Annotated in this window: 8 protein-coding genes; 1 reads left to right on the top strand and 7 read right to left on the bottom strand. The window is 41.0% G+C overall.

Annotated features, from left to right (window positions below; translation table 11 throughout):
• Window positions 1-10 precede the first annotated feature (10 nt).
• The 7 genes from BQ7997_RS16410 to BQ7997_RS16380 all read right to left on the bottom strand — a co-directional run bounded on the left by BQ7997_RS16410 (window position 11) and on the right by BQ7997_RS16380 (window position 15,601).
• A complete protein-coding gene (locus tag BQ7997_RS16410) occupies window positions 11-3,118 on the bottom strand; it encodes a SusC/RagA family TonB-linked outer membrane protein (protein ID WP_073347260.1) in 3,108 nt (1,035 codons plus the stop codon).
• A gap of 154 nt (window positions 3,119-3,272) precedes the next feature.
• Window positions 3,273-5,414, bottom strand: coding sequence for an alpha-L-fucosidase (locus BQ7997_RS16405; protein WP_073347259.1), 2,142 nt, complete (start codon window positions 5,412-5,414; stop codon window positions 3,273-3,275).
• Between the two features lie 222 nt (window positions 5,415-5,636).
• Window positions 5,637-8,495 (bottom strand): sugar-binding domain-containing protein, encoded by a 2,859-nt coding sequence (locus tag BQ7997_RS16400; RefSeq protein WP_073347258.1) that lies wholly within the window; start codon window positions 8,493-8,495, stop codon window positions 5,637-5,639.
• 18 nt (window positions 8,496-8,513) lie between these two features.
• Window positions 8,514-10,709, bottom strand: a complete 2,196-nt coding sequence (locus BQ7997_RS16395) for an alpha-galactosidase (protein WP_073347257.1) — start codon at window positions 10,707-10,709, stop codon at window positions 8,514-8,516.
• Window positions 10,710-10,755: 46 nt separating this feature from the next.
• The gene (locus tag BQ7997_RS16390) at window positions 10,756-12,027 is read right to left on the bottom strand and encodes a DUF6055 domain-containing protein (protein ID WP_394333740.1); all 1,272 of its coding nucleotides are present in this window, start codon (window positions 12,025-12,027) and stop codon (window positions 10,756-10,758) included.
• A 418-nt stretch (window positions 12,028-12,445) separates the two neighbouring features.
• Window positions 12,446-14,773, bottom strand: coding sequence for a glycosyl hydrolase 115 family protein (locus BQ7997_RS16385; RefSeq protein ID WP_073347255.1), 2,328 nt, complete (start codon window positions 14,771-14,773; stop codon window positions 12,446-12,448).
• 228 nt (window positions 14,774-15,001) lie between these two features.
• Window positions 15,002-15,601, bottom strand: coding sequence for an HU family DNA-binding protein (locus BQ7997_RS16380; RefSeq protein WP_073347254.1), 600 nt, complete (start codon window positions 15,599-15,601; stop codon window positions 15,002-15,004).
• A 407-nt stretch (window positions 15,602-16,008) separates the two neighbouring features.
• On the opposite strand from BQ7997_RS16380, the gene BQ7997_RS16375 reads away from it, so the two are divergent.
• On the top strand, window positions 16,009-20,076 hold the full coding sequence (locus tag BQ7997_RS16375) for a hybrid sensor histidine kinase/response regulator transcription factor (protein ID WP_235817311.1): 4,068 nt from the start codon (window positions 16,009-16,011) through the stop codon (window positions 20,074-20,076).
• Window position 20,077: the final 1 nt, after the last annotated feature.

The following is a 20,077-nucleotide window of genomic DNA, read 5'->3' as shown; positions in this document are numbered from 1 at the left end:
TTTTAAAGGTCTAGAAATTTAACTGTAGCCCGATATTAAATGTACGCTGTAGTGGATATTTATACCACTCCAACTCAGGATCCCATTCCTTAAAAGGACTAAAAACGGCCAGATTGTCTCCAGTCAGGTAAATACGTCCGCAACGGTGAAAACGATATCCGATTTCCAATGTCTTGAAACGTAAAAAATTACCATTACGCATCCAAAAAGTACTATTCACAACATTATTATCAGAGTTTGCTTTTTGCAAACCTAGACGCGGATATGCGGCATTAGGGTTAGGGTTAGCTTCCGTCCAATAGTCTTCCGCCACAAACTTAAAAATATTGTAATCTGATTCCCCGAACGGATGAATACCGGATAGCATAATCTTACGCATTGCAGAACCGTTGAAAAATACTCCAAGATCAAAATTCTTATAATTTATATTCAGGCCGAATCCGTATTGGATACGCGGATTTTTTCCAAATTCCGAAATCATACCCTGATCATCTGCATTAATTACTCCGTCACCATTCAAATCACGGTATTTAATATCCCCGACCTGTGCTGTGCTCCCCAACTCTACTTTAGGACCGTATTTAATTTCATCCTCAGTCTGATATAATCCCTCGGCTATATATCCCCATGTTGAGTTCAAAGGACGTCCCGTTTCCCTTTTCCAAGGGTACGGCGTATAGGGTTCGTCCCTATATACGTATTTGTTCTCCACATATGTGAAATTAGCACGAATATCCATAGACAAGTTTTTATTAACAGCATGGTGATAGCTGGTACTGACTTCCCATCCCCAATTATCTACCTTTCCGACATTACTCCAAGGAGTAGCACTATATCCTAACTGACTTGGCCATGTTTTTCTTTGCATTAAAATGTTCGAACGTTTCTCATAAAAATAATCTGCTGTAATATTCCAATAACGGAAAAGCGTCATATCCAAACCAATATCCAACTTCTTGGAGCGCTCCCAACCGGCATCCAAAACGTGATAGCTTGAGATTTTAGGACCACCAAACGTAGTATTCCAATCATAGCCCGTACTATATTTGATGTTGTTCAATTCAACTTTATCCAAATAAAGGAAATGCCCATAATCAGTACCGGTTTCATCGCTACCCACCAAACCGTAAGATGCGCGCAACTTCAAATTATCAATTTTATCATGCAAGGGCTCAAAGAATTTTTCATTACTCATCACCCAACCTATAGAAGCGGCTGGGAAAAATTCGAACCGTTCACCTTTTGCCAAACGTTCTGTACCATTGTAACCAAAATTAAACTCAAACAAATAACGCTGACCATAATCATACGTGAAACGACCAGAAAAGCCTTGATTACGATTAGGGAGTACCTCTTTCTTAAAATCACGTTGCATATACATCAACATACCGCCTACATTGTGTTTACCGAATTGGCGTGCATAATTCAGTTGAAATTGCATAAAAATAGTACGGTCACCGGATTTACTTATTCCTGACTCATTAATGTATTGGGCTCCTGACGTTCCTAAACGTTCCAATTCATATGTAGTAGGATTTTTCGGATCATAAGAATTTTCTTTCACCCGATAGTAATAAGGATCAATAGTTCTGCTATACTCTGAGCTAGACCAATTTTTGAAATTCACCAATGCATTTACACTCAACCCCTTAGTCACAAAATCCAAATTTTGTTTAATCTTCAATGTGGTATGCAGCATATTCGAATCCACTTGTTTAAAAGTAGTTGCCATATAAGCATAAGGATTCATTCTTGTGTAGTTGGCAGTAAGAATGGAGTTACCATATTTCACGTGCTCGTCTCCTTCTTGTGCAGGGAACACAGCCGGAAAATTAATGGGGTTCGCCGTCAGCATCATCTTAAACAAATCATCAACAGAGTTTTTGGGACCGCGGTTGTTACGAATCTGGGTATTCATATTCAAATCAATTGTCGTGGTCGGTGTTACTTTGACGGAGATATTATTCTGGAAATTATATGCCATGTTGTTGATATTATTGTTCCATGAGTAATATTTAGGAGAATCCAACAGACCTGTATCATGATTCACATTTAAGCTCATGTAATAAGTTACTTTCTGACCACCACCGGATATATTGATATTTGCCCGTTGGTTGGCCGCAAAATCCTTAAAAATCAAATCACCCCAATCTACATCCGGATAAATGTATGGATTTAATCCATAACGGGTACCTTCAATCTGCTGCCTGCTATACCTTCCTTGCCGGATAGACTTATTACGTGTGAGTTCTGCTTCATTGTACATTTCCATCCAAGTAGCTCCATCTACGAATTCTGGAAAGTTCATCGGCTGATTAAATGAATTTTCTAAGGTTATATTGATACGGGCTTTTGAATTTTCCTGTCCTTTCTTGGTCGTAATAAGCATTACACCATTCGCACCACGGGCACCATAAATTGCAGTTGCAGAGGCATCCTTTAAGATAGAAAAGCTTTCAATAGTTTCAGCCGGAATATTATTCAAATCACCAGAAGAGATCTCCACGTCATCCAGCAGAATCAGTGGAGTGGCACGTCCACCAAAAGTAGATACACCACGAATGAAGAATTCTGAGGCCGTCCCCGGCTCGCCACTCGTGGTATTTACAATTACTCCTGCCAACTTTCCCGCCATAGAGTTGGTTAAAGAAGAACTGGGAGCTTTAAGTTCCAACCCTTTCACTGTAGAGATAGAACCGGTGACACTTACTTTCTTTTGAGTACCGGAACCTACAATCACAACCTCATCAAGCACTTCATTATCTGAACTTAACTTAATGTCAATAATACCCGAAGTTTCTACAGGTACTTCCCGGGTTTTATAACCAATATAAGAAACGACTAAAATATCTTTGGTACTATTGACTTGAATGGAATAATTTCCATCCAAATCAGATATAACACCAGTTTTAGAACCTTTTAGAGTGATGTTAGCACCAATAATAGGACTACCATCCACAGCATCCGTAATGGTTCCTGTTACCAGTCTTTTGTTTTGCTGCTGAGTAGACATTACCCCGGTAACTTCAGGGACAGCCATCACAGGCAAGCTCGTTACACTGGTAACCATAAAAGTTCCCAATGCTACAAAAGCAATTTTTCTTAAACAATACTTCATAAGCTTTTTATTAAAATTAGACATAAGTTAACTAATATACTAAAGTGGTTTTCTACAAAAAAACTCCAATTATTCAAAAACACTATTACATTACTTTTCCACAAAAACTACTCAAATGGCATTAGAAAAAAATGTTTTCTTTACATTAAGGGTCCTATTCAGAAATCCTAACCCCAATTTCAGCTACACTCATAAAATTCTTCTCCAAAACACCTGTAACCACAAATCTCAAATAACGTGACGGATAAGTTTTTATTAATTTAATTTCCTGCGGTACAAGGCTTTGCCTAATATTCTGAAAAGTACCTTTTGAAGCCAATTCCCACTTTACCCCATTCTCGCTTAGATAAACCTCATAGGTCTCGATTACCCCATCTACATTTCTATACATATCCTGACGCGGAGTATAGATTATTTCAGAAACAGGGACAACAACTCCCATATCGACAATTATTTCATCTGGAACAAACTTATTCTGATTGTTTGCATCATAAGTGTGAAAGTAGCTTTCTACATTATCATCAATCATATTATTGACACCAAATTTAGTGGGTGAGATGATTTTCCAGTCCTTTTTACATTGGTCGAAAGTTATCGAAGCTATCTCACCATGAATCTTCTCGGATGTGAACACAGCGGCTCTGATTACACCTTGCTTATCGAAAAGAAATGGAGCTTCATACTCCTGTGAAGTAAACAATGGTTCAGAGCCATCTGTAGTATACCGGATAGCAAATGCAGGGCGATCAGTTTTTATAGCCACCATTCCATCTTTTGTTCTGGATATTTTTGGCATTTCCAAATTCTCCGGTTCTTTAAACAAGCTTACCTCGCTTATTGCGAGTGCTACCGGTGCAAAAAAACGTATGCGAATCTTATCTGTATCCAAATCATTATCAAGACGAATAATTCTACATGCCCCTACACTGGTAGCTTCAGCTACCTCTTTCCACTCGCCATCTACCCAATTATCAACTTTCATTGAATCAAGCCGCTGACCTAACTTTATATTTTCACGCACTTTTACCAGATTAAAAACCTGCTTTTTAGGAAGCTCTATTATCACCGATGCATTTGTAACAGAATCATCCGTTGCCCAATAAGAATAACGATCATTATCTATTAATTTTGCAGTACCGTAATATTTGGTTGCATTTCCACGCACATTGGATGGCATAAGATGCGCCCCTTTAATAAGATTTTTACTGAAGGTTCTGTCCATTAAGTCGGCAAAAGCTTCCAAAGATTTCACGTCTCTCCATTCCATTACTCCTTTGGGAGTTAAAGGAAGGCACATATCAAATCCCTGACCTAACCCGACACTTGCAAGATATATATCAAATAACTTTTGAGAACTCTTCGTTGTTAAACTATCCGTCGTATGATAGGCAAAACGTCTTTTTAATGAGAAGTCACACTCAGCCGGAATCCAGTATTTCCCATTCCGTTGCCCTTCATTTAACATTTTGATCCGTTCACCATCGCTATTGGGACGTGGTCTCATATTCCAGTTCCCTTCAGGAAACAATGTCGCCCAACAAGTCTTATTATACCTGCCGGCATATCCATCCTCGTTTCCTACCCAACGGATATCAGGTCCGGGATCGTTAAAGATGACAGCATTAGGTTGAAGTTCTCTGACAATTGCATAAATATTCTCCCAATCATAATATTCAATAAAACCACCACGGTATTCATTAGCACCTCCATAATAACCCGAGCCACCAGCTCCAGGTGCACCGTCGAACCACAGCGTGAACAATTCACCATAATTAGTACATAATTCTGTTAGCTGTTCCTTATACATTTTCAGATATTCCGGCGTTCCAAAACATGCAGCATTTCTATCCCATGGCGATAAATAGAGTCCGAGTTTAAGCCCGTGCTTCCGACAAGCTTCTGCCCATTCTCCCACCCAATCACCTTTACCATTTTTCCAAGGTGAACGGGAGATATTATAATCAGTGGTTTTGGTTGGCCACATACAGAACCCGCCATGGTGTTTTGCATTAATAAGAAAACCTTTTGAACCTATTTTCTTTGCAAGAAGCACAATCTTTTCTGCATCAAAATCTACAGGATTCACAAGCTCCGGTGATTCATTCCCCCATCCCCAATGAATATCAAGCGCATTGTTCTGATTGAACTCAATCATATTATACATCTCCATCTCATGCCAGGCTAACTGACGCTCCGTAGGCAATGCTCCATAAGGTTGAGGTGGAACTACTGTGGTAGAGTTACAAGAAGATAACATAGCTATACACGCTAATTTCAAAAACAGTTTATGCTTCATAATACTTCACTATTTAGATTTACTTTTAACGCAACAAAGATAAATGCGCACTAGTCAAAACAAGGCGAATTGCGTACAAAAAAGCAATAATATTGTAAAGCATGGCTTTTTTTCGCTAATATTATGCTTTACCTCTATTTTCAACTATATCTAATTAATAAATAGAGGAGCATCTTTTCTACTAAATGCTCCTCTATCTATATACAACCAATCTACTAAAAATCAATCATACGAAATATTATTCAATACTTTTATCTTTTCTTTCTTTCCACCTCCTATGAATAAATTCTTAAACGCCTCTACCGAAACAGATGTAGCAGGTTTAAATTCGGAAGAATTCATATATTCCAACAAACTGGCATAGAATTGCAGTCCTTCGGGAGTATTGCGTGCAGCCTCCAAATCAGCCATGCAAACTAACAGTTTACCTCCTCCAACATTCAATTCAAATACCAAGCCCAGTTTATGATTACGCTCCACATTATCAATCACCTGCACAATAGGACGATATTCTTCAGGCATATTATCCAAAATCAACGGATAGCTGTTCTTGATTATCGAATACCACTGCCAGTTCGTATGGAAATCTGTGGGAAAGTCATTGAACAAGCCATGTTCAGGATTAGTCAGGATACCTAAGGTACCCGGTGACGCCGGTTTTTTAATACGGTCACAGATGCTTTTAAACATACGATAATTCCAATAATCAGTCTGGAAAAGTCCACCTACTGTTACTTCCTTACAATCCTCTTTGCACGGCATCAGCAAAACTTTCCCACCTTGCTTTAAAGAACTCAGTACCTCCTCCGTCAATTGACGAGCAACCATAATATTGCCTATTCTCAATTGCTTTCTGGCCGGATATATCCATAAAGGATAGGTATTCCGATAGGAAGTTCCGGCAATCTTCAAAGACAACTCCGCTTTACATGCTTTCTCAATATCCGGTAATGTCAGACGAATTGTACCGACAGTTAACAATCCTAAACCAGAAGGAACAGGCATTTCACCTTTACCGAGCGACCGTTTTCCTGCTTTCAACTCCCATGACACACTTTTTCCTTCCAACGAATGTTCTCCGTAGTTAGCTATATCAACATTACCCTCAAAGTTTTCCTGTCCTGTCCAGCAGAACTTGTCCGCTGTCAGTAAAGGAACGACCTCACAACAAAATTCTCTCCATTTCTTCGGTTCAATCAATCCTTTACTATCCATGAACGCATTCAGGATTCCGACATAAGCTGAACCTTGTCCCGGATAATCCTGCAAATCGAGTAATTGAAAACCCGCCATTCGTTCAGAACGCAAGTTCATTTCAATATCTGCCCGATAAAGTTCCACAGACCATGCACCGGATGCTTTAAAGAAATCATCGGCCTGTTCTAGCATACCCGCTTCCTTCAACCGGTTACGAAAGACTTCAAAGTTCCAGGGAGCCAACACACCTGTGTACTTCTTCATCTCTTCATAATTCGGATAAGTCTGAAACTGCCCCGTCTCATGTCCTATCACCGGAACGGGAGATTTTTCTAAGGCAGTATCAAAATTCATCACCGAGTTGGGATAGGTGTTATTCAGATAACCTCCCTCTGCCGCATCAGCAAAAGAAAAAGAGGCACGAGCATGCGTTGAATACCCCTCTCCGTTACCTACACGGCAGGTCACCAAAAAGTCTTCTCCCAGTATATGTCCTCTCGAACCCAAAAAGATATTCGAGCCATACGTGTAAAGATGCCTCGGCTCCATCGAACGGAAGCGGTTTACAAAATCTTTCATCACATTAATATCTCCCCCCAACTCATTACCCAAAGCGAAAAGAACAAAGGAAGCATGATTGCTATATTCACGCATGATATTTTCGCCGTCGTTCATCAAGAAGTCCATTAGTTCGGCGGATTCTTTCTTGAAACCTCCCCAAATAGGAAGCTCCGGTTGCAAATAAATGCCTTCCAAGTCGGCAGCTTCAAAACAAGCGGCAGGCGGACACCATGAATGAAAACGGCAGTGGTTCAAGCCATACTCTTTACAGATTCTGAAATAACGGCGCCACTGGCTCAAGTCCATTGCCGTATATCCGGTCAGAGGGAACACGCAAGCGTCGTGTTTTCCCCTAAGGAAAGTCTTTGCCCCATTAATGGTGAAATGCGTCTGCTCAGCCCTAAAGTCACGCAGTCCGAAACGGACGGTCTGCTCGTCAATGCCGTCGATTTCTGCCTTTAGCTGATATAAAGTTGGTTGAAGGTCACTCCAAAGCAATGCTTTACTTCCTAATTGATAAACAAACTCATATTCTTTACACCCCTCTTTCAGAGCATATTCCGTAGCTTTTACTTTATGCTTTCCGGGAGAATTAAATGAGGCTGCCGACAGGCAGAGTTGTTTTCCGTCAATACCGGATGCTTTCGATAATGTGATTTTCACTTTTACAGAACGGTCCGCCACCGAAGGAAAAGTTTGGATGGATTCAATAAACAGCGGATTCATTGCCTGCAACTCTATCCGTCCGATGATACCATTCCAGTTGGTTTGGGTAGACTCTGTACAAGCGTGAGAACTTGAACGAATCTGTTGAGGAATACTTTTCCCGTTATCAATGCGAATGGTCAGTTTATGTGAACCGGGAGTCAGGAAATGGGTCAAGTCATATTCCTGTGGGGTAGACAAATAATTATTCTTACCCACTTCCTGACCGTCGATCCATACTGTTGACGGGCGGGTACGTTCCAAGAACAGCACGATATGCTTACCTTTCCAGTCGGCAGGAATCTCTATATTCCTGCTATACCATGCAGCACCCTCGTATTTATAATATCTGGATAAATTGGTTGTTTCCGATTTATTCGTGTTTTCCATTCCTTTCCGATTGGTATCCGTTGTTCCCGGCAAAGTCACTTTTTCCGGTAAATCAATATTCCAAAATTTATCCTGTATTCCTTTGTCCTGAGGGTCCAATATAAAGTTCCATGTACCGCTCAAATCAATGGTATGGCGCAAATCCTTTGCCTGCACCCACGGTGAACATAAAAGGATTAATGACAATAAAAACAAACTTGCCAACCGGCATCGTGTAACTCGATTCATACTATAATGGGGTTAATGTTATGGTTTCTCTACTTCTTGAAGCTCAAGCGCAAGACTAGAATACTCACCTTTCAATAAGGAATTCAATGCAATACCTTCTTCCATCAACAATCTGCCACTAATTATCTTATTGTGCAAACTACAGGGTTTGTTTTCATCGGCGGGAGTCAAATCAAGCACACGGTAGTTCTTTGCAGGATCCAAACCGTTCATATAAACCCTCGGAATAATCATATTGATAAAATGAGTTATCTTATATGCATAAAAAACAGCCTTATTTTTTTCAGGAGTCACATACATCAGAGAAGCCACCCCCTTATTATCATACGGCGACATTAACCTGTATAAGTCACCAAACTGTACTACAGGGCGAACGTCCTTATAAGCTTCAATGGCACGCTTGGCAAATGCCTTATCAGCCTCACTCATATCCTTCGGCTGAATCTCCATACCCAATCTTCCGGACATTGCTACGTCAAACCGAAATTTCAACGGAATACGACGCCCTGTCTGATGATTCTTATCCGCACTTACATGTGAAGCCATGGCTACAGCCGGGAAGAAACAGGAAACACCCCACTGCATATATATTCTCTGCAAGGCATCCGTATCATCACTGGTCCAAAACTCATCAAAGTAGGGAAGCAGTCCATAATTCACACGTCCGCCGCCACCGGCACACAATTGAATTACCAGACTCGGATATTTGTTACGGATCCGTTCAAGCACTTTCACCAAACAACGGTTATATTCGATATATAAATGCGATTGTTTATTTTTAGGTAAATAAGAAGAACCATAATCCAACAAACTACAATTGTCATCCCACTTCATATAGGCAATCTCCGGATGTTTAGTCATCAGGTTATCCACAACGCTGAAAACGAAATCCTGCACCTTCGGGTTGGTCAAATCCAGCACCACCTGAGTTCCGCCACGTCCGGTGGACAAAGGACGGTTGTCAATTTTCAATATCCAGTCAGGATGCTTCTCAAACAACTCACTTTTGGTATTCGCCATTTCCGGCTCAATCCAGATACCAAACTTGATACCATGTTTTCTGGCAGAAGCCAGCAATCCCTCAATTCCTTCCGGTAGTTTCTCACGACAGACCTCCCAATCGCCCAAACTGCTATTTCCACCATTACGAGGATATTTATTTCCAAACCATCCATCATCCATGACAAACAATTCACCTCCCATGGCAGAAAAAGCCGCCATCATCTCGTCCATTCCCTTCTGATTGACTTTGAAATAAACACCTTCCCAACTGTTCAGCAAAATATTGTGCGGCCTGTTTCCCTGATTCATCTTATACTGACGCGCCCAACGATGAAAAGTCCGGCTTACCCCTCCTTTACCATTCATACTATAAGTCATGGCAAATTCGGGCGTTTTGAACACCTCTTTCGGTTCAAGTATATAGTGAGAATTTTCTTCATTCATACCGGCTATAATGTTTAGTGCCGTGTTGCAAACATTCAGTTTCAGTTTATAATTACCACCCCAAGCCAATATTCCTCCGAGAACCCTTCCGGTTTCCTCCTGTGGCTTACCGTCCAAGGACAACATGAAAGAAGGATTATCAGTTTCCGTATTCACCAAACCGTCCTTGTTAGTGATCACTTTTTGTCCGTTAGTCAGTTTCTCTTCTTCCATTGTACACTCAGCTCCCCAAGCACCGTGGAAATGAGTCAACCAGTTATCCCCCCGATACATGGGAAGGTTAGCAGAAGCAAACTGATATAACGTAACAGGCTTCTTCCCTTCATTGATTACTTCCGTCCAAGTTCCGATGACATCCGTTCCCGAATAAGCCTTGTAACATTGCTTTATTTTAATGGGATACACCTTGTCTTTCAATATCACTTCAGTAATTTCTCCATCCGCAACCTTATGCTGAGTCACAATCTCCACTCCCAAGTCAAGTGACATATTGCCATCCGGCTGGGTCATAGCAATAGCTTTTTCACCCAACGACCGCAAACCGAATGCCGGATAACTTTCCGAATTCAACGCTAACCCGGCATCATAAATATGTTGTATTTGCTCAGGAGTTATAGCCACTCCATAATACTGTATTTTTGATTTTTCACCAGCCTCCGCCGAAATCAGCAAAGACGTCCGGGAAGTTGAAATCAAATAATCTTTAGCAAATAAAGAAGAAGACAACAACATAGCCATTGCTGTCATTAAACAATTTTTTGTATTCATATCTTTGTTCTATTCTTTTTGATTTCTATTTGGAGGAGAAACAGCGTCACATGGCTGTAGCATGCAAAAAAGTACCTTCCAATTTTATTTTGTAAGGCCATTCCGCCACCTTCTCCATTTTTTTATGATATGCCATATGTTTATCCGGTGCTCCGGTTACCACAAGCCACAGGAATTGAGTATTATCAGGCACAACAAATTTCACAGACTGATTCACGCCATTCACCGCTTTGTTCATCTTGCCATACACCCTTTTACCATCCTGCTTCACTGCCACAAAACCATATCTCCATCCTGCATTCTCTTTTGCCTCCGTATAGAAGTCTTTGTCGCCTGCAATACCCTCAAAAGTCAACCTCACTTCTGTTCCACCACATGGAACTTTCAATCTGACAGCGTTATATCCATAACTTTGCGGACATTTCTCCTTTGCTATCTGATACCAGCCGGCATAGGCTTTCACCAACTTACATTGATGCTGATTGGCATAAGAACTGCAAACAGACTTGATGCGGGGAAGATCCCAAGTGACAAAACGGCTTGCCGCATCATAAATTTCTTCATTAAACTGCTCTTGAGAAGTTTTTGTGATCCGCATATAAGTAGATGCCGCATCTTCATCTTTCAACGCTTCCCTCCACAACCGACCGATTATCGGCAGTCCATGTTTATAAGACCAATACTCCAAGAACTGTGGTGCACAATAATGATTTGCTTTATGGAATAATGTATAATGCGTTTGCTTCATATAATTATTCAGATGATAATTTTCAAGAGTTACCCAATCGGGATGCACCTGCCAAAGCATCCATTGAGATGTATACTCATAAAGTGTTGTCCCCGGAAACCCTCTTCCGCTGTCGTCATCGGATATATATTGAAAAGCATGTCCTAACTCGTGAGCAAGTGCACAATAAGGATAACTATTTATCCTGCACGGACGAAACCAGCACATTCCCACTTTATCATGGGCACCGCCATAGACAGTTCTCTCCTCGTCATCGTACATCCATATAATCATTTTATACTTATCAGTATATGATTTACCCTTCTGTACAAATTTCATCTTGTCAACAAAATATTTATAATACCGCTCTCCCTCGGTCAATATTTCATCCGGATAAAAGCGTTTACCCTCATCCATATTTATCGCAGGGTCTTTACCAAAAGACTTCTCCCAGAAGAGAACCAAATTTTCGGATTCGGCCTTATAATCATATCCAAATCTTCCATCGGAAACATTTAAGCCATGTTGCTGTATGTCCCTTTCCGGAATAAATACAACCTTACTTACTGATTTAGCTTGCAATATTTGCATATTTAGGACAAGTATTAACCCTAAATATAAATAGATAAAATTCCGCTTTTTACGCCACATCATACTACTTTGTTCTTTTAAAATGTTACATTAACCATTGATAAAATACCACCATAAGCACTTATCGCTTGTGATGTATGATCATCTGACATTATAAAAAATATTAGGACGATAATCCTTCCTGTTAATGAAAGGGACTATTCCTAGTCCTGCTATACATAACCCGATAGATTTTATTCTCATTTTATTTCTTATTTATGTTAAACTATACTGTAGTTTCGTATGATATTCACAAAGTTAAGCAGTCAATAAAATAATCTTGGCGAATTCCGTACAAAACAACAACAATATTGTAAAGCCGGTCTTTTTTTCGCCTTCACAATACTCTCTTGCCGATTTACATCCTAAACTTACTCCATTATCTTCTGAACAAATAGATCTGGTCCAGCACGACACCTTCATCTAAAGCCTTAAGTACTAATCGATGCTTTGTCCCTCTATTTACAGGAAACATAACCCGTCTGATCGCCTGATTACGCAAGACATTTTCTTTCCATTCTTCACTTCGTCCCACTGTTTCATAAGAAAGAACAGCGAGTTCGCCCCCATCCAAAGAGACTGCAATACGCAACCTATCAGCATTGACCGGATGATTGGGCAACATCCTTACTTCGACTTCTAAAGAATCCGTGTCACAATCATCAAAACAAAAATGTAAATCCTGACCTTTTTTAATGCCGGCGGCTTTTCTTTCATACCCCAACCCGTCATAGATGACAGGCACACCTTGGTTGCATTCCGCTCCATCCCACTTATAAAGCACCTTTCGTTCTGCCACCATCGGCTCAGCCACCGTGACCTGCTTTACCCGTTCAAAAACCGGCAACCTACGCGGACGGAAATCCATTATCCGGTTCCACTTTTCATTATTATAAATACGTGTCAAAGCAACAATGCTATCATAGGCCATGTCACTTTCCTTCCAATCGGCCTTCCCATGTCGTGCCAGTTGCGCTTTCAATAATTTCCGATTCATTTGATCAGATGCCTGAACCGGATACTTGATTAACTGAAAATAAGTATCCTGTTTTCGTTCCGGTATCCCTCCGGCAATGGCTTCCACCCTATCAGACAGCTCTTGATACAAATTCAGACGTTCGCGGATATAAGATTCGCTCCATGGTAAATCTTTTATAATTCGATAATGCGATTTATCCTCTTCACGGGTATTTCCCATAAATTCCGGTTTACGTATATAAGCCAGACGATAATATTCTTTCATCACGGGAAGCAATGAATCCGCAATTTCCCCGCCAAATTCACGTTTCAGGAACTTACATAGATGAGCATCCAACCCTTCATCCGCAACTGCATCCAGATTCCATGCCATGTCCATATACAACTCAATCAAGTATTCAGCAGGTTTAATGTCACCGACATTCAGAATCCACATTTTCTGAATTCCTTTATCAAATGCCAGTTTCATTTGCTGATAAACCAAAGCCGGACTCGTTGTAGCCAACCAAAGATAATCGTGAGGTCGCCCCCAATAAGAAATATGATAGTAGACCCCATTACCGCCCTTACGCAAACGCTCTTCTTCTGTCGGAAAATGACGAATATATCCGTAATTATCGTCACACCACATTAAGGTAACATCATCGGGCACCTGCAAACCGGCATTATAGATATCAAGCACCTCCTTATAAGGAATAAAAACCTGTGGAACTCGTCTCACATCCTTACTTACATATTTCTCCAACAAGCCGCGCTGATCCTCAATAACACGTTTCAATACCGCCTTTTGCTCCTCCCGTGTACGGGCCCCCTGCATACTTCCATCATGTACTCCCCGCATTCCTAATGTATATATATTATTCTGACACGCCACATCTCTCACTCTTTCTTCCCAGAACTTATATACATTACCCCGGTTAGTAACATAATTGTATGCTCCCTCGCCTCTCCTGTTCCATTCGCCGGCTGCGTTGCACACCATAGGTTCGCAATGGGAAGAACCAATGAAAACACCATATTTCGCTGCTGCTTCCTTATTGCCTTCCGTCATAAAGAAAGGTAAAGTGCACTCATGCATGGCAGGCCAATAAGTATTTGCCCGCAGACGAAGAAGAAGCTCGAATATACGCTCATTAGTACGAGGCCCGATATGCCCTTTCACCTCCGACGGTTCATACGTCTTATTGCTCCACGGCAGCAGCCCCCAATCTTCGTCATTGATAAATATTCCTCTATATTCTACTGAAGGAGCTTGTGCCATCCGGAAATTGGCAGGCAATTCAAAAGTCTCTTTCCGGTCAGGAGTGGTATCCGCCCACCATTCCCACGGAGAGACACCCATCAAACGGGATAACTCCATCACACCATAAGCCGTACCATGACTGTCGCTACCGGCAATCACCAATTTTCCCTTTGGACTTACCGCCAATAAAAACGCTTGCTTTTTACCTTCCAATTCAGCTAAATCAATGCCTACCTTATTAATAAGATTACTCCTACCCAAAGTTCCTACAATCAAATCTCCTCCTTTATCTTTTATTTTTAAAGAAGAAGAGAGCACTGTTTGACAATCGCGCTTCAAGAGCTCCAACGCCGTGTGCACCACTTGTCCCTCTTGGGGTTCACAACCAAGCGTAACCTGTTTTCCTGACCGTAAAATAAATCCTTTTCCCTGAACAGAACAAATTATTAACACCAACAAAAATAATAGACTGATACTTTTCCTCATAATTTTGTATTAAAATAAGATTTCTACAAAAATAAGCAGTATTATATTTTTTATTGGCGAATTCCGTACAAAAGAACAATAATATCGTAAAAACAAAAAGAAGGGAAAACGATCTTTGATACCAATATAATCTCCCCAAAAAGAGTGACGGTATCCTGTCAGCATAGTGACGGTATAACAACTAGATAGTGACGCTATTCCATATATATACCGTCACTATCCTGTTCCCTACTTTATATAGACCACAGAACGTCCAGAACCGTATTTCTTCAATACGCCTTGTTCGATAAAAGCATTTATATCTTCCAGTGCCTGCGTCTTCGTCTTTCCAACAAGCATCTCATAGTCATGCCGATTAATACAGGGGTGATCTTCTAAAAACTTTTTCAACCGTTGCAGGCACTTTTTCTCAGGCAACGGATTCTTCACACGAAATGGCGAGTGATAACGTTGCAACTCGAGTTCGCTCTCAATATCCTTCTTAAACTGCCGGTTGACACGGAAATTAATATCTTTCAGAGATACGGAGGGTGAACGCAAATCTTTTGCATCCATCACTTTCTTGTCAACACTCAGCGAAAGAGTGAAATAACCGATATCTCCCAGTTCCACAGAAAATCCTTTTAAAAGTAAATGTCTTAGTTCCTTTGATATAGCTTCTATAACACCCACTACTTGCGCATGAGGCATATGCTGAAGCATGGTCACTTGTTCTACAAATTCTTTGGCCGTATAACTGCCCTTTAAAACGACCCGTGCATGCAAAGGTTGTTCTTCTCCACTTTTAGCAAGGTCGGGAGTTTCATAAAGATCATAATTTACGCTCATTATTTATTAGTTTTTCATTAGGAGAGATTAATATCCTCTCTCACATAGATTAATTTTCCAAAACGCATATCAGTTTTCGCTTGAGTTAACTCAAGCGATAGTTCAACTTGAGTAATTCTTTCGTTTAAGTTAAGTCAAACGAAAACTAACATACTAACGAGACAAATGTACGTAGAATATGCAGATACTAATCTATACTAACCGGTATTTAATTTCATCCGACAAATTATTCCAAAGAGCACAAGCGTATTTACCTATAATTATCCAAAATTTGAACGTTTTTTTTGTCCGTTTTCAAAAGTTTTGTTCCGCACTCAAAAAGATTGCGCATCATTTGTTTATGCTACTTATTCTTCCTAATATTGTCCTATACTAAATGAAAACAATACGGATTAAACGATTCTCCCATGAAAAAACTACTCCTTCTGATAGTCGTACAACTCCTGTGTATGCACACATTCGTTGTGAATGCACAGCGTATTTTCTCCACTTCATACACGATGGACGACGGACTGGCTGCCAACAGAGTATATAGCATCCTTCAGGATTCATGCGGCTTCATGTGGTTCGGTACGGACGACGGACTGAGCCGTTTTGACGGAATCAGATTCAAGAATTACTATTTATCAGAATATATCAACGCTACGACAAGTAACAGCGTCAAGAAAATATTTATTGACCGCAGGGGTAAAATGTGGATTGGGCTGGATAGCGGCATTGTCATTTATGATTCCCAGACGGATACGTTCAGACCCTTCAACGCGAAAACAGAAACGGGGGAGACGATACAGACTTATGTTGTCGACATGATAGAAGACAATGACGGAGAAGTGTGGATTGCGACAAACGGAAAAGGGCTATACCGGTTTTCTCCTAATGATGAAATCCGTCTCCAGGTCTATCGGAATATTCCCGGAGAAACAAATTGCATCTCACAGGATATTCTGATGACATTGCAACAAGACAGCAAACAGAATATATGGATAGGCACGTATTCGGAAGGGTTATGTTGCTTCGACAAACACCAAAACACGTTTGTCACTTATAAAAGGGGCAATCTGCCCAACGGTTTATCGGATAACTCTATCCAAAAAATATTTGAGGACTCACACGGCAACCTGTGGATAGGAACTTTTCAGAACGGACTCGACTTGTTTAATCCCGCAACACGGACATTTACCAATTATCAGGATAAAAGTCCGAACAACCTATTATACCACATTCACGATATTAAAGAATACCGGCCAGGAGAATTATTTATCTCGTCCGATAACGGCATAGGAATCTTCAAGGCAGACAAAGGAGAAATCATACAATCCGACAATCCGAATCTTAAGATAAGAACCGGAGCGAATAAGTTTATCTATTCCATTTATATAGATAAGGAAGAAAGCCTGTGGTTGGGGTCTTATTTCGACGGCATCAAGTTTTATTCGGCTTTTCAGAATAACTTCAAATATTATAGTTGCTCATTATCAGCTACCACACAGGCAGGAAAGGTAGTGAATGTAATAAAAGAAGGCAAAGACGACCAATACTGGATAGGAACTGACGATAACGGAATTTTCCGATTCAACGCCAGAACACAGGAAGTCACCCCATTCCGGGATGCGGCAAGTATAGGTACTACTTATTATTGCATACATGACCTGCTGGTAGACGGTGACAAGTTGTATGCCGCCACTTACGGACGGGGATTGGAAGTATTTGATTTAAAAACCGGAAAAGTGGAAAGCTACCTGCATAATCCGGAAGATTCAACATCCATATCCTCCTCCCGGGTTTTCATATTATATAAAGCCAGCAACGGATGCATCTACGTAGGTACTTCCAACGGTATTTGCCTCTACAATCCCAAACAAAAGAATTTTACCAGGATGGGGTCTTTTGCAGGCAGAATATCTGCTATCATAGAAGACTATCACGGAAAAATATGGATAGGAACAAGCATCAGCGGTCTTTACTCATACAACATCAAGACCGGGGAAACCACCGCCTATCAACGTTCGGACAACCCGAATTCAATCACTAAAAATGTGATTACCACATTAGCTATCGACAACAGAAAGCGGCTGTGGATAGGGACTTACGGACAAGGATTATGCAGATATAATGAAGATTCGGACAACTTCACCCGATATGACCATTTGGAACTGCCCAACAAAATCATCACTTCTATCATCCCCAAAGGAGATTTATTATGGATTAGCACTAATAAAGGACTTGCTGTATATAATCCCGACACGGAATATCTGAAAACTTACTCTAAATCAAACGGACTTTATAATGAGCAGTTTACGCCTCGTTCGGGAGTTGAATCTTCTGACGGGAAGTTATTCCTGGGTTCAACGGATGGCTTCTGCTATTTCTTTCCCCAAGATTTGCGTGAAAACACATACAATCCGCCTGTTGTTCTCACCAACATGACCATTTTCGGAAAGGAAGTACAGGCTAATATACCCGACTCACCTATCCAACGGTCTATCGGATATACGGATGAAATCATTCTGGAATACAACCAGTCCATGATTGGATTCGACTTTGCGGCTCTCAGCTATATCGCCCCTAAAGAAAACAACTACCAATATATGCTGGAAGGCTTGGACAGCGGTTGGCAATTCACTAAAGGAATCAACAATCATCTTTCTTATGCCAACCTTCCTGCCGGCGAATATGTGTTAAGAATCAAAGGAACCAACAGTGACAAAATATGGAGCAGCAACGAGATTCAACTAAAAATCAAAGTGCTGCCGCCATTTTTCCAATCGCAACTGGCTTACTTTATTTATGCAATCATCCTGCTGATTATACTGTTACTCACCGTATGGTATTACATCAAGCGCACGGAAAAACGGCAGAAAGCACGCATGAAAAGGTTGAATGATGAAAAGGAAAAGGAACTATATAACGCGAAGATTGATTTCTTCACCAACATTGCCCACGAAATACGAACTCCGCTGAGTCTTATCATCGGCCCGCTGGAATATCTGATGAAGACCACGAGCATCAACAATGTCTACGGAGAATATCTGAGTATCATCGAACAGAACTATAAACGTCTGTACGCACTCGTCACCCAACTGCTGGACTTCCGGAAAGTGGATTCGGGAGCTTACAAACTGTCTTATGACTCTTACCGGGTGAAAGACACAATAGCCAAGGTCACCTGTATCTTCGAGTTGTCTACAAGACAAAAGAAAATAAGCATTGATATTTCATCAATCCCCGAAAGTATGACTATGGTCACAGATGAAGAAGCATTCACCAAGATTATCAGCAACCTGTTAAGCAACGCCCTGAAATATGCCAGAAGTACGATTAGCGTCACTGCGGCGGAAAATGATTCCGAAATAATAATTACCGTCACAGATGACGGTATCGGCATCACCGACCAGGAAAAAACTAAAATATTCGATGCATTTTACCAGGTTAAGAACAACAGCGAACTGAATAAACTGGGAATCGGCATCGGACTGCATATGACACGCTCCCTCATCCAACTGATGAATGGTAATATTGAAGCTAATGACAGAAAAGACGGCAAAAGCGGAGCTGCCATTTCCGTGCACTTCCCCAAACAAGCCGCCGTCAGTATCGCCCCACCAATGAAACGGGTAGAAGACACGATTATCACAGAAATCAATACGGAAGAAGGAGAACCGGAAACCGTACTGCCGGATGAACCGGTAAAGAAGCAGTACGCCGTGATGGTAGTTGACGACAATCCGGAAATTCTTGATTTCCTCTCCAAGATATTATCCGAAGAGTATTTTGTCATCTCCGCATCAAGCGGTGAAGAGGCTTTGCAGATTCTAGGGAAGAATAACATAGACCTTATTATCAGTGATGTGATGATGGAAGAAATGGACGGATTCGAACTGTGCGGAAAAATCAAAACCGACATCAACATCTCCCATGTCCCCGTCATTCTCCTTACCGCAAAGACGGACACGGAAAGCAAGATAAAAGGACTGGAGTCCGGTGCCGACGCCTACATAGAAAAACCGTTTTCCCCTTTCCATCTGAAAGCGCAATTGCGCAATCTTCTAAAGAAGAGGGAAAAGCAACAGAAAACATATGCTTCCACTCCATTGTCCGACTTGCACTCGGCGGTTCACAACAAACTGGATGAAGAGTTTATGAATAAGTGCACAGATATCATATTGAACAATATTGAAGATTCGGAATTCTCTGTCAACACGCTGGCACAGGAACTTGGCATGAGCCGTACCTCGGTATTCACTAAAATCAAAGGGATTATCGGGATGACTCCCAATGACTTTATCAAAATCACCCGATTGAAGAAAGCTTGCCGGATGATGGTAGAGGGCGAATACAGAGTTACTGAAATAGGATTCCTCGTCGGGTTCAGTTCCTCTTCCTATTTTGCCAAGTGTTTCCAAAAACAATTTGGCATGTTGCCGACGGAATTTCTCAAGAAAGCGAAAGAAGCCCCTTCATCCATCATGGAGTAAG

Source organism: Bacteroides congonensis, assembly GCF_900130125.1.
Classification (GTDB): Bacteria; Bacteroidota; Bacteroidia; order Bacteroidales; family Bacteroidaceae; genus Bacteroides; species Bacteroides congonensis.
The sequence above is the reverse complement of the archived record's forward strand: the minus strand, read 5'-3'. Positions and strand labels throughout refer to the sequence as shown.